Genomic DNA, 18963 nt, shown 5'->3' on the forward strand with positions numbered 1-18963 from the left:
GTGAAAAAATAGCCCACTCTAGCACAAGTCAAGATAGTCTAACAAGATAGTCTAAATTGTGAGTAAACCTACGGCCTGTTCACAGATCAAGGGATACAAAACGTCGTGTTTCTGAGGCTTGATTCCGATGAGTCCATTCCGATGAGTCCAGAACAGGCAGGCTTACAGCTGTATCCTGTAGCCTCTTAATAGGCTGTAGCGTAATAAGATCCCAAACTCGGCCTGGAGGAGCTGTGGTGAACCAAAGTCCACGAAATGCTTGCCCCGCGGCGATAGCAGCCAAGACAGGAATAGTTATCAGTTGAACATTTCCTGCAACAAACTTGAAGCTTTCCTGTACATGTTGCTTTTCCCCAGGCAATGACACTTCTCCCTTTGCCAGAAGTTGCAATCCTTGCTATGCTTGAGCTTAAGCAGAGCTACTCCTTCTCTCTAGCAGGAAGATCAATGGGGGTCATTAGCTGTGACGCAAGCCACCAACTTTGAACAGCTGGGAACTTTATTTTGGCAAGGATCCTACTCTGCCTTTTTTGCCCAGGCCGAACAAGAAAGTATTCCCTCAATTCTCCTAGAGACCATTGCTCTTTCCATCGCTCCTGAGTTTGCAGAAAGGTACAGGGGTGGATCTCTAGAAGGGTTATTGTGGCCACAGACAAAGCGACTTTTGCAAGTTCTGTCGATTGTCTATCAACCTGTTGCAGAACGCATGCGGGAGGAAGCCCTAAAGCTTCCTGTACACCACCACCATAGACTTCAGCTGCTGGCGCACAGCCTTGACTGCTTCGCTAGAGCTGGGGAAGAGGATTGGGTGTGGTTAGTATTGAAGCAAATTCTAGAAGATTGGCCTCCAAATGCCTTTATCAACTCTCTTTACGATCCCCAGACAGGCGAGGAAGTGGCGCGCCTGTGGCTATTTCAGGTTACTCAATACCTTCGTGACCTCTCTCAGGAGGAGGCTGATGCCTTTTTACCCACAGCCAGTTCCTTCTATCATCGAGAAGCTGCTGCTGCGTATGGCCGCTGGGTCAATCAGAAACGGAACGGCGACTCCGCCTGGCCAGAGTGGTATATCCCACCAGAAATCCGGCTAGATGAGCCTTTTGGAGCAGCTCTTGCAGAAATTTGCAGGGATCCCTCCCTGCGGGTGGTGGTCGAGGTAGGGGCCAGTAGTGGAGAAGGATCCACAGCTGTTTTGCGCTACGCCCTTCCCAACTCTGTTCGCATCTACAGCATAGAAGCTCATCCTGAGCGCTACAAAGAGCTGGCTAGAAGGGTAAGCAAGGATCCCCGCTGTATCCCCATTCACGCTGCTGCCCAACCTAGGATCGCTACAGTGGAGGAGGTGGAAGAATGGCTGAAATCTTGCTCCAGCTTCTGGGCCCCCTATAGCCGAGAGCAGGCTCTGGAATGGCACCAGGAGGGACAAGATTTACTCAAGTCTGTTCCCACGGATGGGGCAAGCCGAGTTCCCAACCCCGACCTTCTTCTCATTGACGGCGGCGAGTTTACGGGCTGGTATGACCTCCAAGCTTTTTTGGAACAGGGCGCTCGCCCCAAGTATATTGCCCTGGATGACATCTTCGCTTTTAAGAACAGCCGTTGCTTGACGGAGCTCTCCAGCTATGGCTACCGACTCATTTGCTGGGGAAATGTCCGCAAAGGCTTTGCCATCTTTAAAGACAGCAGAGCCACTCTTCCCATTCACTTCTTCACCATTGTTTTAGACGGGGAGCCGTACATTGAGCGCCACTACTCCACCCTCTGCGAGTTGGATAAGCTAGGGATCCCCTGGCAATGGGTGGTGGTTGAGGGCGTTGCTGCCTTGCGGCATGACACAGGGTGGAGTTTGGCCAACGGTGGCCGGATCCCTGAGGAGTATGCTCAAGGGCACAGCTTAGATGGCACAGTTGAATACTTGAGAGACTTGGCGGCCAAGGATACCCGTGTTCGGCTGGTTCAGAAGCCTGATGGCCAGTTTTGGGATGGCAAAATCGAAATGGTCAGGGCAGCTCAGCCTGATTATCCCTGCTTGCTGTGGCAGTTGGATGCTGATGAGATTTGGACAGCTGAACAAATCCGACGGGTGCATCGACGATTTGAAGCAGACCCCAGTTTAGAGGCAGCTCAGTTCTACTGTCGCTACTTTGTGGGCCCCAATCTTGTGTTGGACAACAAAGGCAAGTGGGGCAACAACCCTCAGATGGAGTGGTGGCGAGTTTGGAGGTGGGATCCCGCTGAGTGTGAGTGGCAAACTCACGAGCCGCCCATATTAACCCGAAATGGACAGGTTCCTAAGAAGGTTTTGACTGCAGACCAAGCAGAAGCAGAGGGCTTAGTGTTTGACCACTATGCCTATGTGTTGCGAAAGCAGGTGGAGTTTAAGGAGTCCTACTACGGCTATCAAGGAGCTGTCAGAGCTTGGGAAGAGTTGCAAAAAGCGGAAAAGCCCTGCTCCCTGCAGCCCTTTTTCCCCTGGGCATACGGGGATCCCTTAGTGGTAGAGGTGCGGGAGCGTCTTCACCTGTTTGTGGATGGAGTGTTCTTCCAATTTGCCCAAAGTGGTATTGCCACGGTTTGGCGCAACCTACTGCGAGAATTGCCCCGCTTTGGGATTCGCGTTACTTTCTACGATCGGGGCGGCATAGGAGAGCTACCCCAGGGTGTCGAGAGAATGCAGGGTCACCCCTTTAGCTACGCCCGCTGGGATGACCCTGAGTTGAGACAAGCTTTTATTTGGTCAGGGGCTGATGTTTTTATGAGCACCTACCATACATACCTGCCCTCTGACATTCCGCAGGTGCTCCTGCTCCATGACATGATCCCAGAAGTGCTGGGTTGGGATCTCTCAGATCCCATGTGGCGCCAAAAGCACGCAGCCCTTGAAGCAGCCGCTCGCATTGTAGCTGTTAGCCAAAACACGGCCTGTGACTTGCTGCGTCTAACTGGCAAAGAGGCAGTAGTAGCTTACCCTGGGGTTGACACCAGTGTATTCAAGCCGGATCCCTCAGCTATTCCCAAGCACTGGCTGCTGATTGGATGCCACCAAGGCGCTTACAAACGACAGGAGTTATTTTTTGAAGCTTATCAGCAGTGGTCCTATAAGCCTTTCCCTGTCCTTTGCACTCATTCCTGGTCGACTCCAGAGGCTTATCGACAGGCGGCAGCTCCGCAACCTGTTATGAATGCTTATCTAGATCTGCAGCAGTTGGTTCAAGCCTACCAGAATGCCGTGGCGCTGGTTTACCCAAGTGCATATGAGGGATTCGGGCTACCCGTATTGGAGGCCATGGCCTGTGGGACCCCTGTCATTATCTATCCCAACTCTGCCTTAGTGGAAGTAGGAGGAGAAGCTGCATTTTATGTAGAGGACTCTTTGTCGGATACCCTGGTTCAGGTTCTGGATCCCAAGTTGCGCGCTGAGAAAGTCAGGAAAGGCTTAGAGTGGGTTAAGTCTTTTACCTGGGAGCGCATGGCTAAAACCATCCAGGAAGTTCTGCACCTTGCAGTCAAGCCAAGCCTAACAGCCTTGTAGTCTTGGCAAGCATCTTGCTGCTAACCAGTTTCACAGTGCCCGCACTGCCGGTGTGGAACCTCAACCCCTAACTTCTGGAGGAACGGTCACTCTGGCTCGAGCCTGGGCAACCAACCCATCCACGTACTCGTTCCAGCGCAGACCTTGGTGGGCTGGGATCCAAACCACCTGCACCTGAGGGCACTGCTGCTTTAGTTGATACAGTTCCTGAACCAGATCCAAGTTTTCCACCGGCCCGGTGCGCCGCCGCCACCCCTGCGCTGCCCAGCGATCCATCCAGTCGTTGTAGGTCTGTACGCAAAGGTGGGAGTCGCTGTAGATGGTATCTACGCCGTTGCCCTGGGTGTGGCGGCAATATTGCAAGGCCCGGATGAGGCCGGTCAACTCCATGCGGTTGCTGGTGCTATCGGGATCCCCTCCCCAAAACTCTTCCACAACCCGATCATCTTGAACCACCACCACGGCCCATCCCCCTGGCCCCGGATTGGGAGAACATCCCCCGTCGGTGAAGATGCCACTGTGGGGGCAGGCAACCAGACGGCTGGGGCCCGCTCCTTTGCGGCCGTGCATCCGTGAAACCTTGGCCATGGTGCTCATCCGGCGCTAACGGCAACATTTGGGATCCCGGCTCGACAACAGACACTGCATCTTATTGCAGAAGGGCGTGCCGGCACCACTGTTTAGTGTATTCAGCTTCAGAAAAGCTTTGTTTCACACTATTAGCAGCATAAACCCCGTCAACATCAGCTTACGTGACACTGACGCACAAGGTTAAAAACAGTACGAACAAAAACCCCCAGAAAATCTGGGGGAGGAGTGGTGTGTTGAGGTGATGAATACTCGCATGATATCTCTCGAATTCGGTGAGTAGGCCAAACCGGCGATAGATCCCTGCGTTTTTTTGCAGAAATCATTGCAGATACTGGAAAGCATCAGACACTAGAGACCAGCGCGTCAAAACTGAGCTTATTTCGTCTTGATCAGATATAGTGCTCAATCTCGAAGAAATATCTATTTAGACACCAAATATAGAGAAGCCAGTAATAACTTTTCTTATGCACCTACCGCCGACACTAGGGGTTGTGTCAAGCCCAAATGAGCATAGAGACGGGAAAAGTCAAAATTCGCTGACATTAGCTCTTGGATGCAGCGGACTTTCACCTCCTCGTGCAGGCGAATCTGCCCAAAAACCCGTTCGATGCGGTTGATGGTGGTGAAGGTGTCCAGATCCACCGAGAGAATCGGCACTTCCAGCTCTTCTGCTCGAGACCGAATGCGGGGATCCAGAGGGAGCTTGCCGGTCAAGATCAGGCAGAGGGTGGAAGTTTCCAGGGCGGCCAGTTGAATATCGGTGCGGTCTCCGCCGGTGATCACCGCCTTGTGATCCAGCTTACGGAAGTACTTCAAGGCGGAGTTGACGTTCATCGCCCCTACCGCAATGTCTTCAACCATCAGGTCCATCCGATCTGGACAGCAGAGCACCTCGGCATCCAGTTGCCGCACCAACTCCCCAACGCTGATGCTGCGCAAAATGCGATGGGAGGGCAAAATCCCCAGCACCGGGATCCCGTGTCCCTCCAAAAAAGGCCGAATGATCGTTTTTGCCGGTTGCATTTGGTCAGGTGGCACATCGTTCAGCAGCACGCCTGCCAAGCGGGATCCCAGTTGACGATGGACAAAGAGAAGAGAATCAACAGCCAAGGAGGAATGGTAGCGACTGATCAGCAGTACCGGAGCATCCAGGGCTTGGGCCATCTTGGCCAGCGACAGGCCAAACAATTCCCCCTCGTAAAGATCGGCTGGGCCTTCCAGCAGCACCAAATCGGCAGGGGAACGCTGGACAAACTCCAACAGAGGGGCAACCGGGCACTCTGGAGCTGGATCCCCGGGAGCTCGCTTCATTTGAGCCAGCAAAGCCTCTTCGTTGAGCCGGAGCAGCATCGGCGGCATTTGATCCATCGTCAGCCGCAGAGACTCCGCCACAAAGCGCATATCCGGATCGCCCCCTTCCAGCGAGCAATCTTCCCGCTCGCAAGAACCGATGGGCTTCCCATAGGTGACTTTTATCCCTTGCTGCTGCAGATGCTTGGCCAAACCCAAGATGGCAGCCGACTTACCGCTGAAGGGCTCAGTAGAACCAATTAAAAGGAACTTGGACACGGATGGCTCCCGGTAACGAGAGGGACGAAGGGATCCCTTACTCAGTCTAACGGAGGCTGCTCTCTCCTCAGTTCTGGACTAACCGATTAGGATCGACTCTTCAGGGTAGGTTACCAACGGGCGGGGCTGTTGTTGAGCCAAGGCCAAGACAATCGTCAATGCCCCCAACCGGCCCCAGAACATCACCAGCACAATGATCAGTTGGCCAAACCAGTTGAGCTCCCCGGTAAAGCCTGTCGAGAGGCCGCAGGTGGCGAAGGCGGAGATCACCTCAAACAACACCGGATCCAACCTACTGTTACTGTGGGTTATCAAAATCAACCAAGCCGCCAACAATACCACAAACAGAGAAACCGTCAACACCGCTGCCGCCTTGCGCACCATGGAGGGATCCAAACTGCGCCCGGCAATTTGAGCGCTGGGCAAACCGCGGGCATAGCCCCACAAGGCCAACACCAACACGGCAAAGGTTCCGGTGGTCATGCCGCCCCCCATGGAAGCTGGCGCTGCCCCAATAAACATGAGAGCCATCAACAGCAACTGGCTTGCCGGGGTCAAATCCTCAATGGGGATCCCGGCAAACCCAGCCGTTCGGGCAGAAACCGACTGAAAAAACGTCAGGCCCAAGCGGTGGGGCCAGCTCACCTCCAGCAGGGATCCACCGGGCAAGCTCTCTCCCAAAAACAAGCCAATGCCGCCCGTGCAGAGTAAAACCACCACCACGCCCAGGGTAATCCGGGTGTGCAGAGAGGGGCGGTGGCCCCGTGGCCAGGTTAACAAATCCGACAAAACTGGGATGCCCAAACCGCCGATAAAAATCAGACCGGCCAAAATCGCCAGCGACAGACCGTCTGTAGGGATCCCTTCCCGGCCAAACAGGTCAAATCCTGCATTACAAAAGGCCGACACCGCGTGAAAAATAGCCAGAAAAACCGCCCGCTCCGGCCCATAGAGATCCCGCCAATGCACCCAGAGCAGCAAAGCCCCCCCCAACTCAATGAGGGTGACCCCCAGCAGCACCCGCCGAGTCAATTCCAAGATCGCCCCCGGATCGATTAGACCCAGCGAATTGCACAGCGCCAAGCGATTGAGGAGGGAAATGCGCCGCCCGATCAATTGAAACACCACCACCGCCAACACCATGAAGCCCACCCCGCCAATCTGAATCAGGATCAGCAGCACAATCTGGCCCAACAGGGTGAGATCCTCCGCCGCCACAATCGTCGAGAGCCCCGTCACGCTCAGGGCCGACATGGCCGTAAACAGCGCTTCATTCCAGCTCAAGGGATCCCCACGCCCGATCCCCGGCAACATGAGCACCAAAGTTCCCACCACTGCCAAGAGCCCCAACCCTGTGACCAGCCGCAATGGCGGCGGCAGCGGGCGACGCCTGTCCCCCCCGAAAAACCACTGCAGACGATTCCCAAAGGCCCTAGAGGACTGAGACAATGCCGAGCCCGGTGTCGGCAGGTGGCGGGCGCGGGATGGTACCGGTGGAACCAAGCGCTCAGAGCCCTCCTCTGGCGGAAGCGGGACGGAGCCCTCTCTCATCGGAGCCCTCCCTACATTTCATTCAGCCGCGAGATGTTGGTATTGGCCCCCAGAACCACCAGCAAATCCCCCTTTTCCAGCAGGTAGTCTGCGGGGGGAGAGACCACCAGCGATTGCTTTCGCTTCACCACCAGCACCGTGATGCCGAAGCGGCGACGCAGATCCGACTCCGCCAGCGTATGGCCCACCAACGCCTCCGGCACCTGTAATTCCGTAATGCTGTAGCCCGGCTCCAGCTCTAGCTGATCTAGGATCCCCGGTGCTGTCAACACCTGAGCCAAACGGCGCCCTGCCTCTTGCTCCGGCAACACCACCCGATCTGCCCCCACTCGCAGGAGAATAGAGCGTTGCCGCTCGGTCGACGCCTTACAGACCACATTGCGCACCCCCAGACTTTTCAGGGCCACCGTCGTCAGCAAATTGCTCTCAAAATCGCTGCCAATGGCCACCACCACCGTGTCGAAGGAGAGGATATCCACCGCTCGCAGCGCATCTTCATCGCTGGAATCGAGTGCCACCACCTGCGTCAGCTGATCCGCCAGGCGCTGCACGATCTCACGGCTGCGGTCGATCCCCAAGACATTGTGCCCTCGCTCCATCAAGGTGAGAGCCAAGCTAGAACCAAAGCGCCCCAGACCAATTACCGCATATTCACGATCCACCCGCTGTCGTTCGCGCCAGCGGAACGCAGTCCCTGCCATAGGATCTCCTGCCCCCTCTTTCAAGAACAGATCATAAGTTCATCCAGCAGGGATCGGAAGGGCCGCGACTCTAGGCCGACTCAGGCTTGGGCAGCGTAGAGGGGTGAGGAATCAGCTCGCGGGTGGAACGGCGCTCCACCATCTCTGCGGTGATGCGGATGTGCTTTAGGTCGCGGCGGGAGGGTGCCTCGTACATCACATCCAGCATTAGCTCTTCCACAATGGCCCGCAGGGCGCGAGCCCCGGTCTTGCGGCGATAAGCCTCTTTGGCAATGGCAGCAATGGCGGCAGGTTCAAACTCCAGTTCCACCCCGTCCATGCGCAACAGCTTCTGCGCCTGCTTGAGAATGGCGTTTTTGGGCTGCGTCAGGATCGCCTCCAGCGCCTTCTCATCCAGCGGATCCAAAGTCGCCACTACCGGGAGCCGCCCCGTGAATTCGGGAATCATGCCGTACTTGATCAAGTCTTCAGGCTCCAAAGCCTTGAGGGCATTGGCCATACGTTGCTCGCGGCTAACCGACAATTGCTCCCCTGGCTTGATAAAGCCCATCGATTTCTTGCCAATGCGCTGCTCGATTACTTTTTCCAGGCCAACAAAAGCCCCCCCGCAAATGAAGAGGATGTTGGAAGTGTCGATTTGAATGCAGTCTTGATAGGGGTGCTTGCGCCCTCCCTGGGGAGGCACGTTGGCTATTGTCCCTTCCAGCATCTTCAACAAAGCCTGCTGCACCCCCTCGCCGGAGACATCGCGGGTAATGGAGGGGTTCTCGCTTTTGCGGGCAATTTTGTCGATTTCGTCGATGTAGATGATGCCGCGCTGGGCCTCTTCTACGTCCATGTCCGCCACCTGCAGCAGGCGCAACAGGATGTTTTCCACATCCTCGCCCACATAGCCAGCTTCCGTAAGGGTGGTAGCATCTGCAACCGCAAAAGGCACATCCAACATGCGAGCCAGGGTTTCCGCCAGCAGGGTTTTGCCGGAGCCAGTGGGGCCAATGATCAAAATGTTGGACTTCTGTAGCTCCACCTCATCCAGTTCCGAAACTCCGACGCTACCGGGGTTGGCCTTGGCAGCCAGACGCTTGTAGTGGTTGTAAACCGCCACCGACAAGACCTTCTTGGCTTTTTCTTGGCCAATCACGTACTGGTCGAGATAGCGCATGATCTCGCGCGGCTTAGGCAACTGCGCCAAAGAAGGCAGGCTGCGGGAAGGTTTTTTGGGCGTCTCGCGACGACTGGTGGCAGGGGCGGCAGCAGGAGGAGTGTTGCCGTCGTAGAGTTCCTCATCCAAAATCTCGTTGCAGAGCTCCACACACTCGTCGCAGATGTAGACCCCTGGCCCCGCAATCAGCTTACGCACTTGATCCTGTGACTTATTGCAGAAGGAGCACCGTAGTTGGGAGTCATGTTTGGCCATGGGATCCTCGTTGCTGCTTGCTCTTGGCTATCCTAATCCGGCAAAAGCCAGAAGAAAACTAAACCTTCCAATCCAGTCGCAAATTGGCTGCGAAAGCGTAAGGAGGCCGAAGTTGGTGGAATCTCACTGACCTACTAGTCTAGCATCTCCACTGGGCTCGTAGGGCTTGTTTCCGGATCCCCAAGGGGGCAGGGTGCCAAGAGATTCCCATGGGGATCAACTGGAAAGACTGGAGATATAGTCATTTCAAACTGGATTGAGACACTTCCCAAGCGCTCCGTGCCGCTTCCGCGACCACCCACTCTTCAAAAGGGAGCTGGGAAGCAATGCAACGGAGGTGTTTCATTCTTGCTTCAAAGTGACCATAAGCTTCTCCAGCGCTCTGCGCTACCCGTGCAAACGCCACAGCCTCGGTTCTCCCCAAGTGTCTTACAAGGAGGAAAACTGGAAATGGAAGGGGTGAGCCGTTTCGCTGCTATCGGGAATGGTCGGATTTATAGAAAAACCGCTCGACTTGACGCCGAGCGGAAGATGGTGTGAGGAGTGAACGGAAACATGCGTCTCCGCTGATCCCATCATAGTTGAACTTATCTGGCACTGGCAAAGGAATCCTTCAGTTAAGTTGGATACTTTTTGGAGGTGTGGCCGCGCCTTTTTGTAACCAAAAAGGGGAAGGAACTGTCCGTGTTTCGTTCGCTTCCCCCTATTGGCGTCCACTCCTCACTAAGGTTGAATCATAAATCATCCCTGCCGCTAAGACAACCCACCCTACCCAAGTTTTTCCGGGATCCACCCTGTCAAGGATGCAGATCACCGGATTCGCCGGTGGGATCCAGCGCCAACAGCTCAGCCTCGGTCAGCAGGGGGATCCCCAGTTGTTGGGCTTGCTCCAGCTTGGAGCCGGGGTCAGAGCCCACCACCACGTAGTCGGTTTGGCGGCTGACGCTGGCGGTGACTTTGCCCCCCCGACTCTCAATCCAAGCCTTGGCCTGCTGGCGGGAGAGGGTGGGCAAGGTGCCGGTGATTACGAATTTTTTCCCGGCCAGGATCTGGGAGACGGCAGGGTTCTCCTGCTGAGGAAGAGCGGGGATCCCTAGCGCCTGCAACTCCTGCAACAGGCGACGATGGGCCGGCTCGGCAAACCAGGCCACCACCGCTTCCGCCACTTCCGCGCCTATCCCATAGATCTGAGCGATGGTTTCTGCGCTGGCTTGGGCCAAAAGCTCAGGGGTGGGAAAATGGCCGGCCAAAATCTGGGCGGTGACCACCCCCACATGGGGGATCCCCAGCCCGTAGAGCACTCGTTCCCAGGGCTGTTGACGAGAGCGCTGAATGGCTTGCACCAGCTTTTGGCTGGAGCGGGATCCCATTCCCTCCAAACCCTGCAACTGCTCTGGGGTGAGGCGATAGAGATCGGCTACGGTGCGCACCCCCAAGCTCTCCACCAATTGGGCTGCCCGCTTTTCCCCTAAGCCTTCGATATCCAAAGCATCACGGCTGGCCCAGTGCTGCAATTGGCCCCGCAGCTTGGCCGGGCACTCGGGGTTGGGGCAGCGGGTCACGGCTTCGCCAGGCGGACGAACCAAAGGGGCGTGGCATTCCGGGCACTGGCTGGGCAGGCTGTAGGGAACGGCATCGGCAGGGCGCAATTCTTTTAGGATCCCGACCACCTCCGGGATGATCTCCCCGGCTTTGCGCACGATGGCAGTATCGCCGATGTGCACATCCAGCTCCCGCAGGCGATCGGCATTGTGCAGGCTGGCGCGGCTGACAAGGGTGCCGGCCAAAGGAACCGGCTCCAGCTCTGCCACTGGAGTGACGGCGCCGGTACGGCCCACGCTGGCCACGATGGCGCGGATGCGGGTGGGGACTTCCTGGGCAGGGTATTTGAGGGCAATGGCCCAGCGGGGAAATTTTTGCGTAAAGCCGGCCTCCTCCTGCAGCCGCAAGGAGTTCAATTTCACCACCACCCCGTCGCTGGCGTAGGGGAGCTGGGCACCCCGCCATCGCTCGTAAAACTGGATCACTTCTCCCAAGCCCCGACAGACCTGGGAAAGGGGGTTGACTGGAAATCCCAATTCCTTGAGCTGCTGCAGACACTGCCACTGGGTTTGCGGGGGATCCCCGGCAGGCCATCCCTCCGGCCAGTGGAGGGCGTAGGCGAAGAAGCTGAGCTTGCGGGCGGCCACAACGCGGCTATCCAACTGCCGCAGGGTACCGGCAGCACAGTTGCGCGGGTTAGCAAAGGGGGGATCCCCAGCGGAACGACGCTCTTGGTTGATCCGTTCAAACTCGGCTAGGGCCAGATAGACTTCCCCCCGCACCTCCAAAACGGGAGGCGGATCTGCTGTCGCCAGCCGCAGGGGAATCGAACGAATGGCGCGCACGTTGGGGGTGATGTCCTCTCCGGCCTGTCCGTCCCCCCGAGTAGCACCCCGCTCCAAAAGACCATTGATGTAGGTTAGGGCCAAGGCAGCACCATCGATTTTCAGCTCACAGACATACTCCAGCTCTCCCTCTGTCCCGCTGTCGGGAACAGGGGCACGGCCCAAAACTCGCAGCAGACGCTCTTGCCACTCCTCCAGTTCTTCTGGGTTGAAAGCGTTTTCCAAGCTGTAGAGGGGGATGCGGTGGAAGACGGTGGGAAAATGCTCTGCAGGTTTTTCTCCCACCCGCTGAGTAGGGCTATCGGGGGTGACCAGTTCAGGGTAAGCCCGCTCCAGCTCTTGCAGCTCACGGTAGAGGCGGTCGTAAACGCTGTCTTCCAGGATGGGCGCATCGTGGACATAGTAGGCAATGCTGGCCTTCTGCAGCAGGGTGCGCAGCTCGCGGGCGCGTTCTTCCAGATGGGGATCCATAACTCCTTGGGTGAGCAAGGTCTACCCCTAGGTTAGGGCTCCTGAGGAGCGAACAAGTAGGAGCCGATATTCTCCAAGCTGGGAGGATGTAGGAAGGGGATGGTCAAGATGGCCTGCTGGGAAAATGGCTGGGGGAGCTGGGCCAGAAGAGTCTGGTGACGACGGCGGAGGGCCTCTCCAAAGGGGGTAGAATCCTCCAACCACACCCGATTGAGAACGGCGTAGGGATGAGGGATCCCCAAAGCATCCAGTTCCGCCAAGAGACGCTCGGTTTCCGCCAGAACTGCTTGCTCGGGGTTAAAGACGGGGATAAAGGTGACAAGCTGGGGATCCTGGAGCTGCTGCCGAAGCTGCCGCACCTGGGCCAAGAGCTCCCGCATCCGCTGCGCCCATTCCGACCTGCCCACCACATCCCGATATTTCAGCCACAGCTTCAGGGCCAAGCTCACCCAACCTTCCAGAGCCTGGGGCATCTGCAGAAACCGCAAGAGATGGCCTGTGGGAGCCGTGTCCAGCACCACCAGGTCGAACTGCCCGCTCGTCTCCTGTCGGAGAACACTCAACAGGGCCATCACCTCATCCAAGCCGGGTGGGGGCATCTGCAGCAGTTGCCGCCACGCCTGCGGGTCGTATTGGACTTCCACCCCTGCCGTCCCCTCCCCTGCCAAGATGGCCGCCACCTCCTCCAGGTAATCCTGCCGGAATTGCTCCAGCACCGCCGCCGCATCGATCTCCTGCCCCAGCAGGTTGGGCAGCAGGGGAATGGGATCCTGACCCAGTTTCGTCTGAAACAGATCCCCCAGCGAGTGAGCCGGATCGATGGAGACCAGCAACAGCTGCTTGTCGGGATGGCGCTTGGCCAAGTTCCAAGCCAGGGCCCCGGCCACCGTCGTCTTGCCCACACCCCCTTTGCCCCCCACCAACACCAGTCGGATCCCTTGGGCCAAAAAATCCGGTAGGGACGGGATCCCCCTGAAGGAAGGGAAGAGGGTAGAGAAGGGAGACTCTCTCTCCGCTCTCTGCTCTGGGATCCCTTCCAACTCCAGCAGCACCTCTGGCAAGGGGCGAAGCTGCTGCACCAGCCCATCTAGGGCCGCCAACCCAACCGGCTCCTGCAGTTGATAAGGACAGACCCAGATAGAGTATCCGGGCAGCTCCTCCTGTAGGGCTTTGAGCACGCGCCGCTGTTCCTGTTGCCGCGCCGAGTAGAGAGGAGAGGAGAGAGCAGCGGGCAGCGAAGGTTGGCTGTTATTCTCTCTTGCAAGCAGCACCTGATTGACCAGAAGACCGCCGATGGGCACGCGGCGGTTTTGCAGTTGCTGACAAAAGCGGCGGGTTTCCGCCACGCTCAACTGCTCCGGGATCATCACCAGCCAAGCAGAAGTGCTCTCCGGAGTGGTCAAGCGGGCTTTGCCCCCCTCAAGTTCCCTCTGCAACTGGGCCAAAAACGCATCCGCCTCATCCGGTCGATAGGTGCCTGTCAGGGCTTGGGCGATCTCCCGATGCTTGGCCTGAAAGGTGGCAAACACAGCCAGCAGATTATCCAAAAAGTCGGGCAGCTCCAACAGCCGCAGGGTGTGCCCGGTGGGGGCCGTATCCAGGATGACCGTATCCACCTCCTCCCCAGCCAGCAGCCGGTTGACCTCCAGAATGGCCATCAGCTCATCCACCCCCGGCCACGCCAAATCCCAGATCGGCAGCAGATCCTCTCGGCCAAACCAACTGCCCCGCTCGGCAATGAGCTCCAGGGCCGGCCCATAGGTTTGCCGAAAAGATTGCAACAAAATCTCCGCTTGCAAAGCCCGCACCTGTAAATTGGGGCGATCCGGCAGGGGTTGGGCCACATCCGTAACCGAGATTTGCAGCACGTCCCCCAACGAGTGGGCGGGATCTGTGGACATCAGGAGCAGACGGCGCTGGGGATCCACCTGGGCCAGTTGGCGAGCCAGCGCGCAGGTCAAGGTTGTTTTGCCCACTCCTCCCTTGCCGCTGAACAGCAAGAGGCGTTGGGAAGCCAAGAGCAGAGGATGGCAGGAATGCTCCTCACTGTTAACGCGACTGAGTTGCAAAGGGATCCCCTCCCACATAGGTCGCCCCTATTTTGGCCTGGATCCCTCTTGGGGATGTTCCAGATCACTGCAAAAGTGCTCCGCACCGCTGACGGGATGGGAAGGGCCTGTACGGGAGCAGCTCACCGCAGTTTCTCCTCTCCCAGCCACACCCGGCGACGTCCTCTGTCCCACACCAGCAGGGTGTGGATCCCAATCCAAAGTCCTGTCCACAGCCAGTTGTGCAGCCAGATTTTGCCCAGAATGGGCAGGGTCAGGCCCTCCGTTCCCCCCAAGACCAGGCCGGCTGCCAAAATCAGCCCTTCAAAAGCCAGAAACCCCAAGATGAGCATGGCCGGGATCCAGAGATAGTTCAGCAGCAGTTGCCTTGGTCGAAGGGTCTTGGACTGGAAAAACAAAGGGCGATAGCTGGCAGCAAGAGCAACCCCCACCGTGCCGATCCCCAGCACCAACCCCCAGGCAAACGAATCGGGAGTGCGGGGATAGTTGTGCCAGGTGTAGCCAAAGATTTGGTTGGCCAGCCAAATCATCAAAGCACTAATGATTGCCCTTTGGCGGGTTAAAGTTGTGCCTGCAACAATACCAACAGTTACAAAAGGAAGGGTACATGTATAAGCAATATTGCTGAGACAGCCGACGGTGGTAAACAAGCTGGGCCAGAACCAGCCTCGGGCCAAATCTTGAGCAGCTTGTATCCAAAGTGGGGCTGAGATCAAGCGGCAAGATCTGGGGATAGGTTGAGCACTCGATTGCAGGCCAATCATGCTTTAATCTCCTGGAAAAAGGTGGTCTTTCAGAGGACAGCTATTAAGCAAATGCTCAAAAACAATTTGCCGAGCTACTTGGGGAGTAACCCGCTTGTACCAGGTGCGATCCCCAGAGTAAAAAACCACGGGCCCCTGTTGGCAAACTTCCAAGCAGCCTGAGGTGATAACCTGTACGTCCAGGTTGGCTTCTCGAAGAGCCGATTCCAGAGCTTCTACAACCGGTTGGTAGTTGCGGGAAGGATAACAACGGCTGGAACGACAGACGGCAAGGTAGGGACGTTTAAGAGGGTTATCCTCATAGGGGATCCGCTCTTTCCCCTCCACATAGATGGCGCGGATGCGCTCGTAAAGAGAAAGCTTTTGGTAATCTGCTTTGCCTTCCGGCAGGTAGTCTTCCTCTGGCCCCAAAAAGGGGCTGGGCAGAAAAATCTGCAGCAAAGGCTCTTCTGCTCCATTCCAGAATTGGATCCCCCACATGCGGGGCTGACCTTGGGGATTGAGGCGCCGGTAGAGAGCAGCACGGCTAACCAATCTTTTGCGGCGCAGCTCGGGTGGGGTCTTGCGATGGGGGCCGCCTTGGTGCTCCTCCAGGCACAAATGCAGGTGCCAAGTTTCGGTGGCAACGGTTAGATAGCCATCGTAGAGCACGCACAAAGCTGGAGGTTTCTTGAAAGCCAGCTCCAGCACCCCGCCTTCCGCCACATGGCCCACCTGGATCTCGGCCCAGTGCTCTTGAAACAGCTCGTAGAGCAACGGCCCCAAGCAGTCAATATGGGCAGGGATCCCTTCATAAAGGGTTGTCCAACCCGTTAAAGAAACTTCCTGCCAAGCTTGATGGAGGGGGGTTATCCAGGGGGTAAAAGTGGCCATGAGAAAGCTCCTCAGTGCAGTGGTGGAATACGAGCAATCACCCCTTTTTTGAGAGGGCGCTCGGCCCAGGGTAGGATCCCATCTGGCTTGGTGAGGTAGAGCTCTGCTGTCTGCAGAATGAGATCCACATCTTTTGGATCCAGATCTCCAAAAACATAGGTCATCTTTTGAGGTGCTGCCAACGCAACGACACAAGCATGGCTGCAGCCGCTCATACAGGCAACCGGCTTCAGGGTCAGTTGAGGATTGAGGGTTTGAGATTGCAGGGCAGACAGCAGCATTTCTCCCTTGCTAATCCCTTCTTTTTGGCCGTTAACCCACCGAGATCCGCAGGTGATGCAAACCCAGAGATAATGACCGCTGGGTTGCTGAGCAGCGCTGCCAGCTTGAACTGGCAACTGGGAAGTTGATTGAGACACAGAGCTGCTTGATACCGGCATAACTTGCAATCCAGACTTGACTGTAAAGGGCGCGATGAAGAAGGGGAAATGATCTCAATATCTAAGCGAGTGGTCAAGCAGTGAGCGAAATGGCTAAGCCTTTAAAATTGGCCTCTCAGATTGAGCCGAACGGTGCGACCCACTCCTGGGTAGCCGGGGAAAACCTCATATTGCTCATCCAGCAGGTTATCAACCCCCACTTCTAGAGCGAGATTTTCTGCTACTGGGATCCCTCCCCGCAGAGCCAGGTTGGTGTAGCCGGGCAGAGATTGGGTATTGGCGTTGTTGGTAAAGAAAGTGCCAATGTGATGCAGGAAAACTGAGGCATACCGATCCTCTGCATCGCGGTAGCTCAGGCCCAGGTTGAAGCTGTCTGCTCCCACGAAGGCTAGCTGTTTGCCAACCGCTTTGGGATCCAGCGCCGAGCGGATGATGGGATCGTTTAGGGTGTAGTTGGCAAAAAGAGTCCAGTTTTCCCCCAATCGCAAATCCAGGGCTGCTTCTATGCCTGTGTATTCCACGAGCTCAATGTTTTCGTAGGTTCCCCTGCGCGGGCCGGTGCTGACAAAGGTGATGCCATCGCGGATGCGGTTATGGGCAAAGGTCAAGCGCAGTAGGCCAAAATCTCCCAAAGCCTGATCCAGGCCAATGTCAAAACTCTCTCCCCGCTCCGGTTGCAAATTGGGGTTGCCGTCGACTTCAAAAAAGCCGCGCAGCCGAAAGAACAGGTTTGAGATCAAGGGAGTGCGAAAGCTGCCGGCATAATTGGCCCTCAGGGTGGTGCCTTCTGCCAAAACCCAGCGGATCCCTGCGGCAGGAGAGGTGGCCGAACCGTTGACCAGATTGCTCGAATCTTGGCGAACACCTAAGTTGAGATAAAAGTTGGGCTGTGGCTTGTAATCCAGGCGGGCAAAGAGGGCCCCTTGGTTCACGGTATTGTCGTAGTTGACATTGGTGGATCCCCTGGCAAAGGAGAAGGTGGTGTTGCGAGCTGAAATGGATCGGTAATCCGCTCCTAGAGTAAGCTCCAGGTTTTCAGCAGCCTTCCAGGTGTATTGCAGTTGGGATCCCCACCCCGTTCGCAGGATCTCATCCCGGGATCCCTGGCTTTGTGGGGCGCTGAAGCGATAGTTGAGGTCGTCAAAAAATACCCTGGCTTGCAGGGATCCCCTCTCTTGATCCCACAGCCAACTGAGATCTAACAGCAGGTCGTTGGTGTTTTGCACTGCATCGGGGGAGGGAAACTCGGTGCTGCCGGGCACCTGAAACGCTTTATTGAGATAAAGGGCATTTCCGGTTAGGACCTGGCCTTCTGCCAGTTGCCAGGTGAGTTTGGCTTGTAGGTTGTGGTACTCCACCGCCGAGTTTTCCCGCCTGCCTGCTTTGCCCAAACGCCTAATTTCAAAGGGAAAGTCGTTGTTGCTCTGCAGACGGCGATAGCTGACCACCCAGCCCAGATCCTGCACCTGGCCGCGGTTCTGGATCCCTTGCTCATTGAGGCCGTAGCTGCCGATAGCCGCTTCCAGCACGGTCTCGGATCCCGGCTTTGGATCCAGCGTCACGATGTTGATGACCCCGCCAACGGCATCGGAGCCGTATAAGGTGGAGCCCCCACCTGGAGAGATCTCAATACGCTCGACCACATCTGTAGTGATCTGAGACAGATCGAACCCGCCAAAAAAGCCCAGGTCGTTAATGGGGCGGCCATCCAAGAGCACCAACACCTGGGCCGTTCGTCCTCCCCGCATAAACTGGGAGCTAAGGGCTCCCAACTGGGTTCCCGCCGTGCCGTCGCTGAGGATCCCGGGCAGGTAGCGCAGGGCCTCCTGAACCGTTCTTGCCCCTTGCTCTCGAATTTGCTGGCGGGTAATGACGTAAACCGGGCGGGAAGAATCCCGCAGCAAGCCGGGGCGACGAAAAGGCGTGGTGACGGGTTGATTTAAAATCTCGGCGCTAACGCCGGTTTCCAAAACCTCTTGAGCTGAGGGCGGGGAAGCTGCCGGCTGCGCCCACGCTGGGATCCCCAAAACAAGACCCCCCAGCGCCAGGCTGAGACCTAGAATGGGATTCATTTTCTTTCTTGAAGCTCCTGATTCCGTGCGACGCGGAAGAAATGCGAGCCAAAACCGCAGGCGGGCATCCTGACTGAGGGCATGGGTCTAGCCCAAGCCCATCACAGTTGCGGCACAGCGCCGGATTTGCACCGGACTTTCCCCTTTACATGCCCTGGCTGATCCCCAGGACAACCTGTCGGTACAGCTTTCTCTGCGATTGCTCCGAAAAAGCCGTGCTAGGCATCATACATCCCCTGCTCTGGAGTTCCTATCCTGCCAGGGGGGATGTCATCCCCAGGGGTGAACAGGATCCCAACGGCAATCCCAGGGCTTTGGATGGGCCACATCCCATTTAGGCCAGATTTCTTCACTGCTTTGTAAGCAGTTGAAGGATAGCCCGCTGCTACTCCAGATCGCGAGGCCCAGGGATCCCTTAGCCTTTTAGAGAACAGAGCATGACTCTAGTCAATAATAAGCTCAACTATACTGAAAATAATGTATAATATGTTCAGTACGGATTACTACCAGTTGATCTTTCTGTTTA

The 18963-nt window shown here is 56.7% G+C and carries 12 protein-coding genes and 1 riboswitch; of the genes, 1 reads left to right on the plus strand and 11 read right to left on the minus strand.

Going from position 1 to position 18963, the window contains the following annotated elements:
- The first annotated feature begins 808 nt into the window (after nucleotides 1-808).
- Nucleotides 809-3532, plus strand: coding sequence for a glycosyltransferase (locus ACVWZU_RS09370; RefSeq protein ID WP_457444536.1), 2724 nt, complete (start codon nucleotides 809-811; stop codon nucleotides 3530-3532).
- Nucleotides 3533-3592: 60 nt separating this feature from the next.
- Here ACVWZU_RS09370 and ACVWZU_RS09375 read toward each other — a convergent pair whose 3' ends face one another.
- The 11 genes from ACVWZU_RS09375 to ACVWZU_RS09425 form a co-directional block, all read right to left on the minus strand.
- Nucleotides 3593-4120, minus strand: a complete 528-nt coding sequence (locus ACVWZU_RS09375) for a ribonuclease H family protein (protein ID WP_457402651.1) — start codon at nucleotides 4118-4120, stop codon at nucleotides 3593-3595.
- A gap of 465 nt (nucleotides 4121-4585) precedes the next feature.
- A complete protein-coding gene (locus tag ACVWZU_RS09380) occupies nucleotides 4586-5692 on the minus strand; it encodes a phosphotransacetylase family protein (RefSeq protein ID WP_414398937.1) in 1107 nt (368 codons plus the stop codon).
- A 78-nt stretch (nucleotides 5693-5770) separates the two neighbouring features.
- Nucleotides 5771-7243: a TrkH family potassium uptake protein gene (locus ACVWZU_RS09385; RefSeq protein WP_457444538.1), complete on the minus strand. Its 1473-nt coding sequence runs from the start codon at nucleotides 7241-7243 to the stop codon at nucleotides 5771-5773.
- A gap of 11 nt (nucleotides 7244-7254) precedes the next feature.
- Nucleotides 7255-7944: a potassium channel family protein gene (locus ACVWZU_RS09390; protein ID WP_414329043.1), complete on the minus strand. Its 690-nt coding sequence runs from the start codon at nucleotides 7942-7944 to the stop codon at nucleotides 7255-7257.
- Nucleotides 7945-8014: 70 nt separating this feature from the next.
- Entirely contained in the window at nucleotides 8015-9361 is a 1347-nt protein-coding gene (gene clpX / locus ACVWZU_RS09395) for an ATP-dependent protease ATP-binding subunit ClpX (protein ID WP_457444540.1), read from the minus strand.
- A gap of 797 nt (nucleotides 9362-10158) precedes the next feature.
- Complete coding sequence (gene ligA / locus ACVWZU_RS09400; protein ID WP_457444552.1) at nucleotides 10159-12219, minus strand: NAD-dependent DNA ligase LigA; 2061 nt, start codon at nucleotides 12217-12219, stop codon at nucleotides 10159-10161.
- Nucleotides 12220-12251: 32 nt separating this feature from the next.
- Nucleotides 12252-14306, minus strand: coding sequence for an ArsA family ATPase (locus ACVWZU_RS09405; protein ID WP_457444542.1), 2055 nt, complete (start codon nucleotides 14304-14306; stop codon nucleotides 12252-12254).
- Between the two features lie 104 nt (nucleotides 14307-14410).
- Nucleotides 14411-14818: a hypothetical protein gene (locus ACVWZU_RS09410; protein WP_457444544.1), complete on the minus strand. Its 408-nt coding sequence runs from the start codon at nucleotides 14816-14818 to the stop codon at nucleotides 14411-14413.
- 237 nt (nucleotides 14819-15055) lie between these two features.
- On the minus strand, nucleotides 15056-15925 hold the full coding sequence (locus tag ACVWZU_RS09415) for a (2Fe-2S) ferredoxin domain-containing protein (RefSeq protein ID WP_457444546.1): 870 nt from the start codon (nucleotides 15923-15925) through the stop codon (nucleotides 15056-15058).
- 11 nt (nucleotides 15926-15936) lie between these two features.
- Nucleotides 15937-16344 carry a DUF1636 domain-containing protein gene (locus ACVWZU_RS09420; protein WP_457444548.1) on the minus strand — a complete coding sequence of 136 codons (408 nt, stop codon included), beginning with the start codon at nucleotides 16342-16344 and terminating at the stop codon, nucleotides 15937-15939.
- A gap of 122 nt (nucleotides 16345-16466) precedes the next feature.
- Nucleotides 16467-18437 carry a TonB-dependent receptor plug domain-containing protein gene (locus tag ACVWZU_RS09425; RefSeq protein ID WP_457444550.1) on the minus strand — a complete coding sequence of 657 codons (1971 nt, stop codon included), beginning with the start codon at nucleotides 18435-18437 and terminating at the stop codon, nucleotides 16467-16469.
- A 42-nt stretch (nucleotides 18438-18479) separates the two neighbouring features.
- Nucleotides 18480-18631, minus strand: a riboswitch (cobalamin riboswitch).
- Between the last annotated feature and the right edge of the window lie 332 nt (nucleotides 18632-18963).

It is taken from the genome of Thermostichus sp. MS-CIW-26 (genome assembly GCF_054059115.1).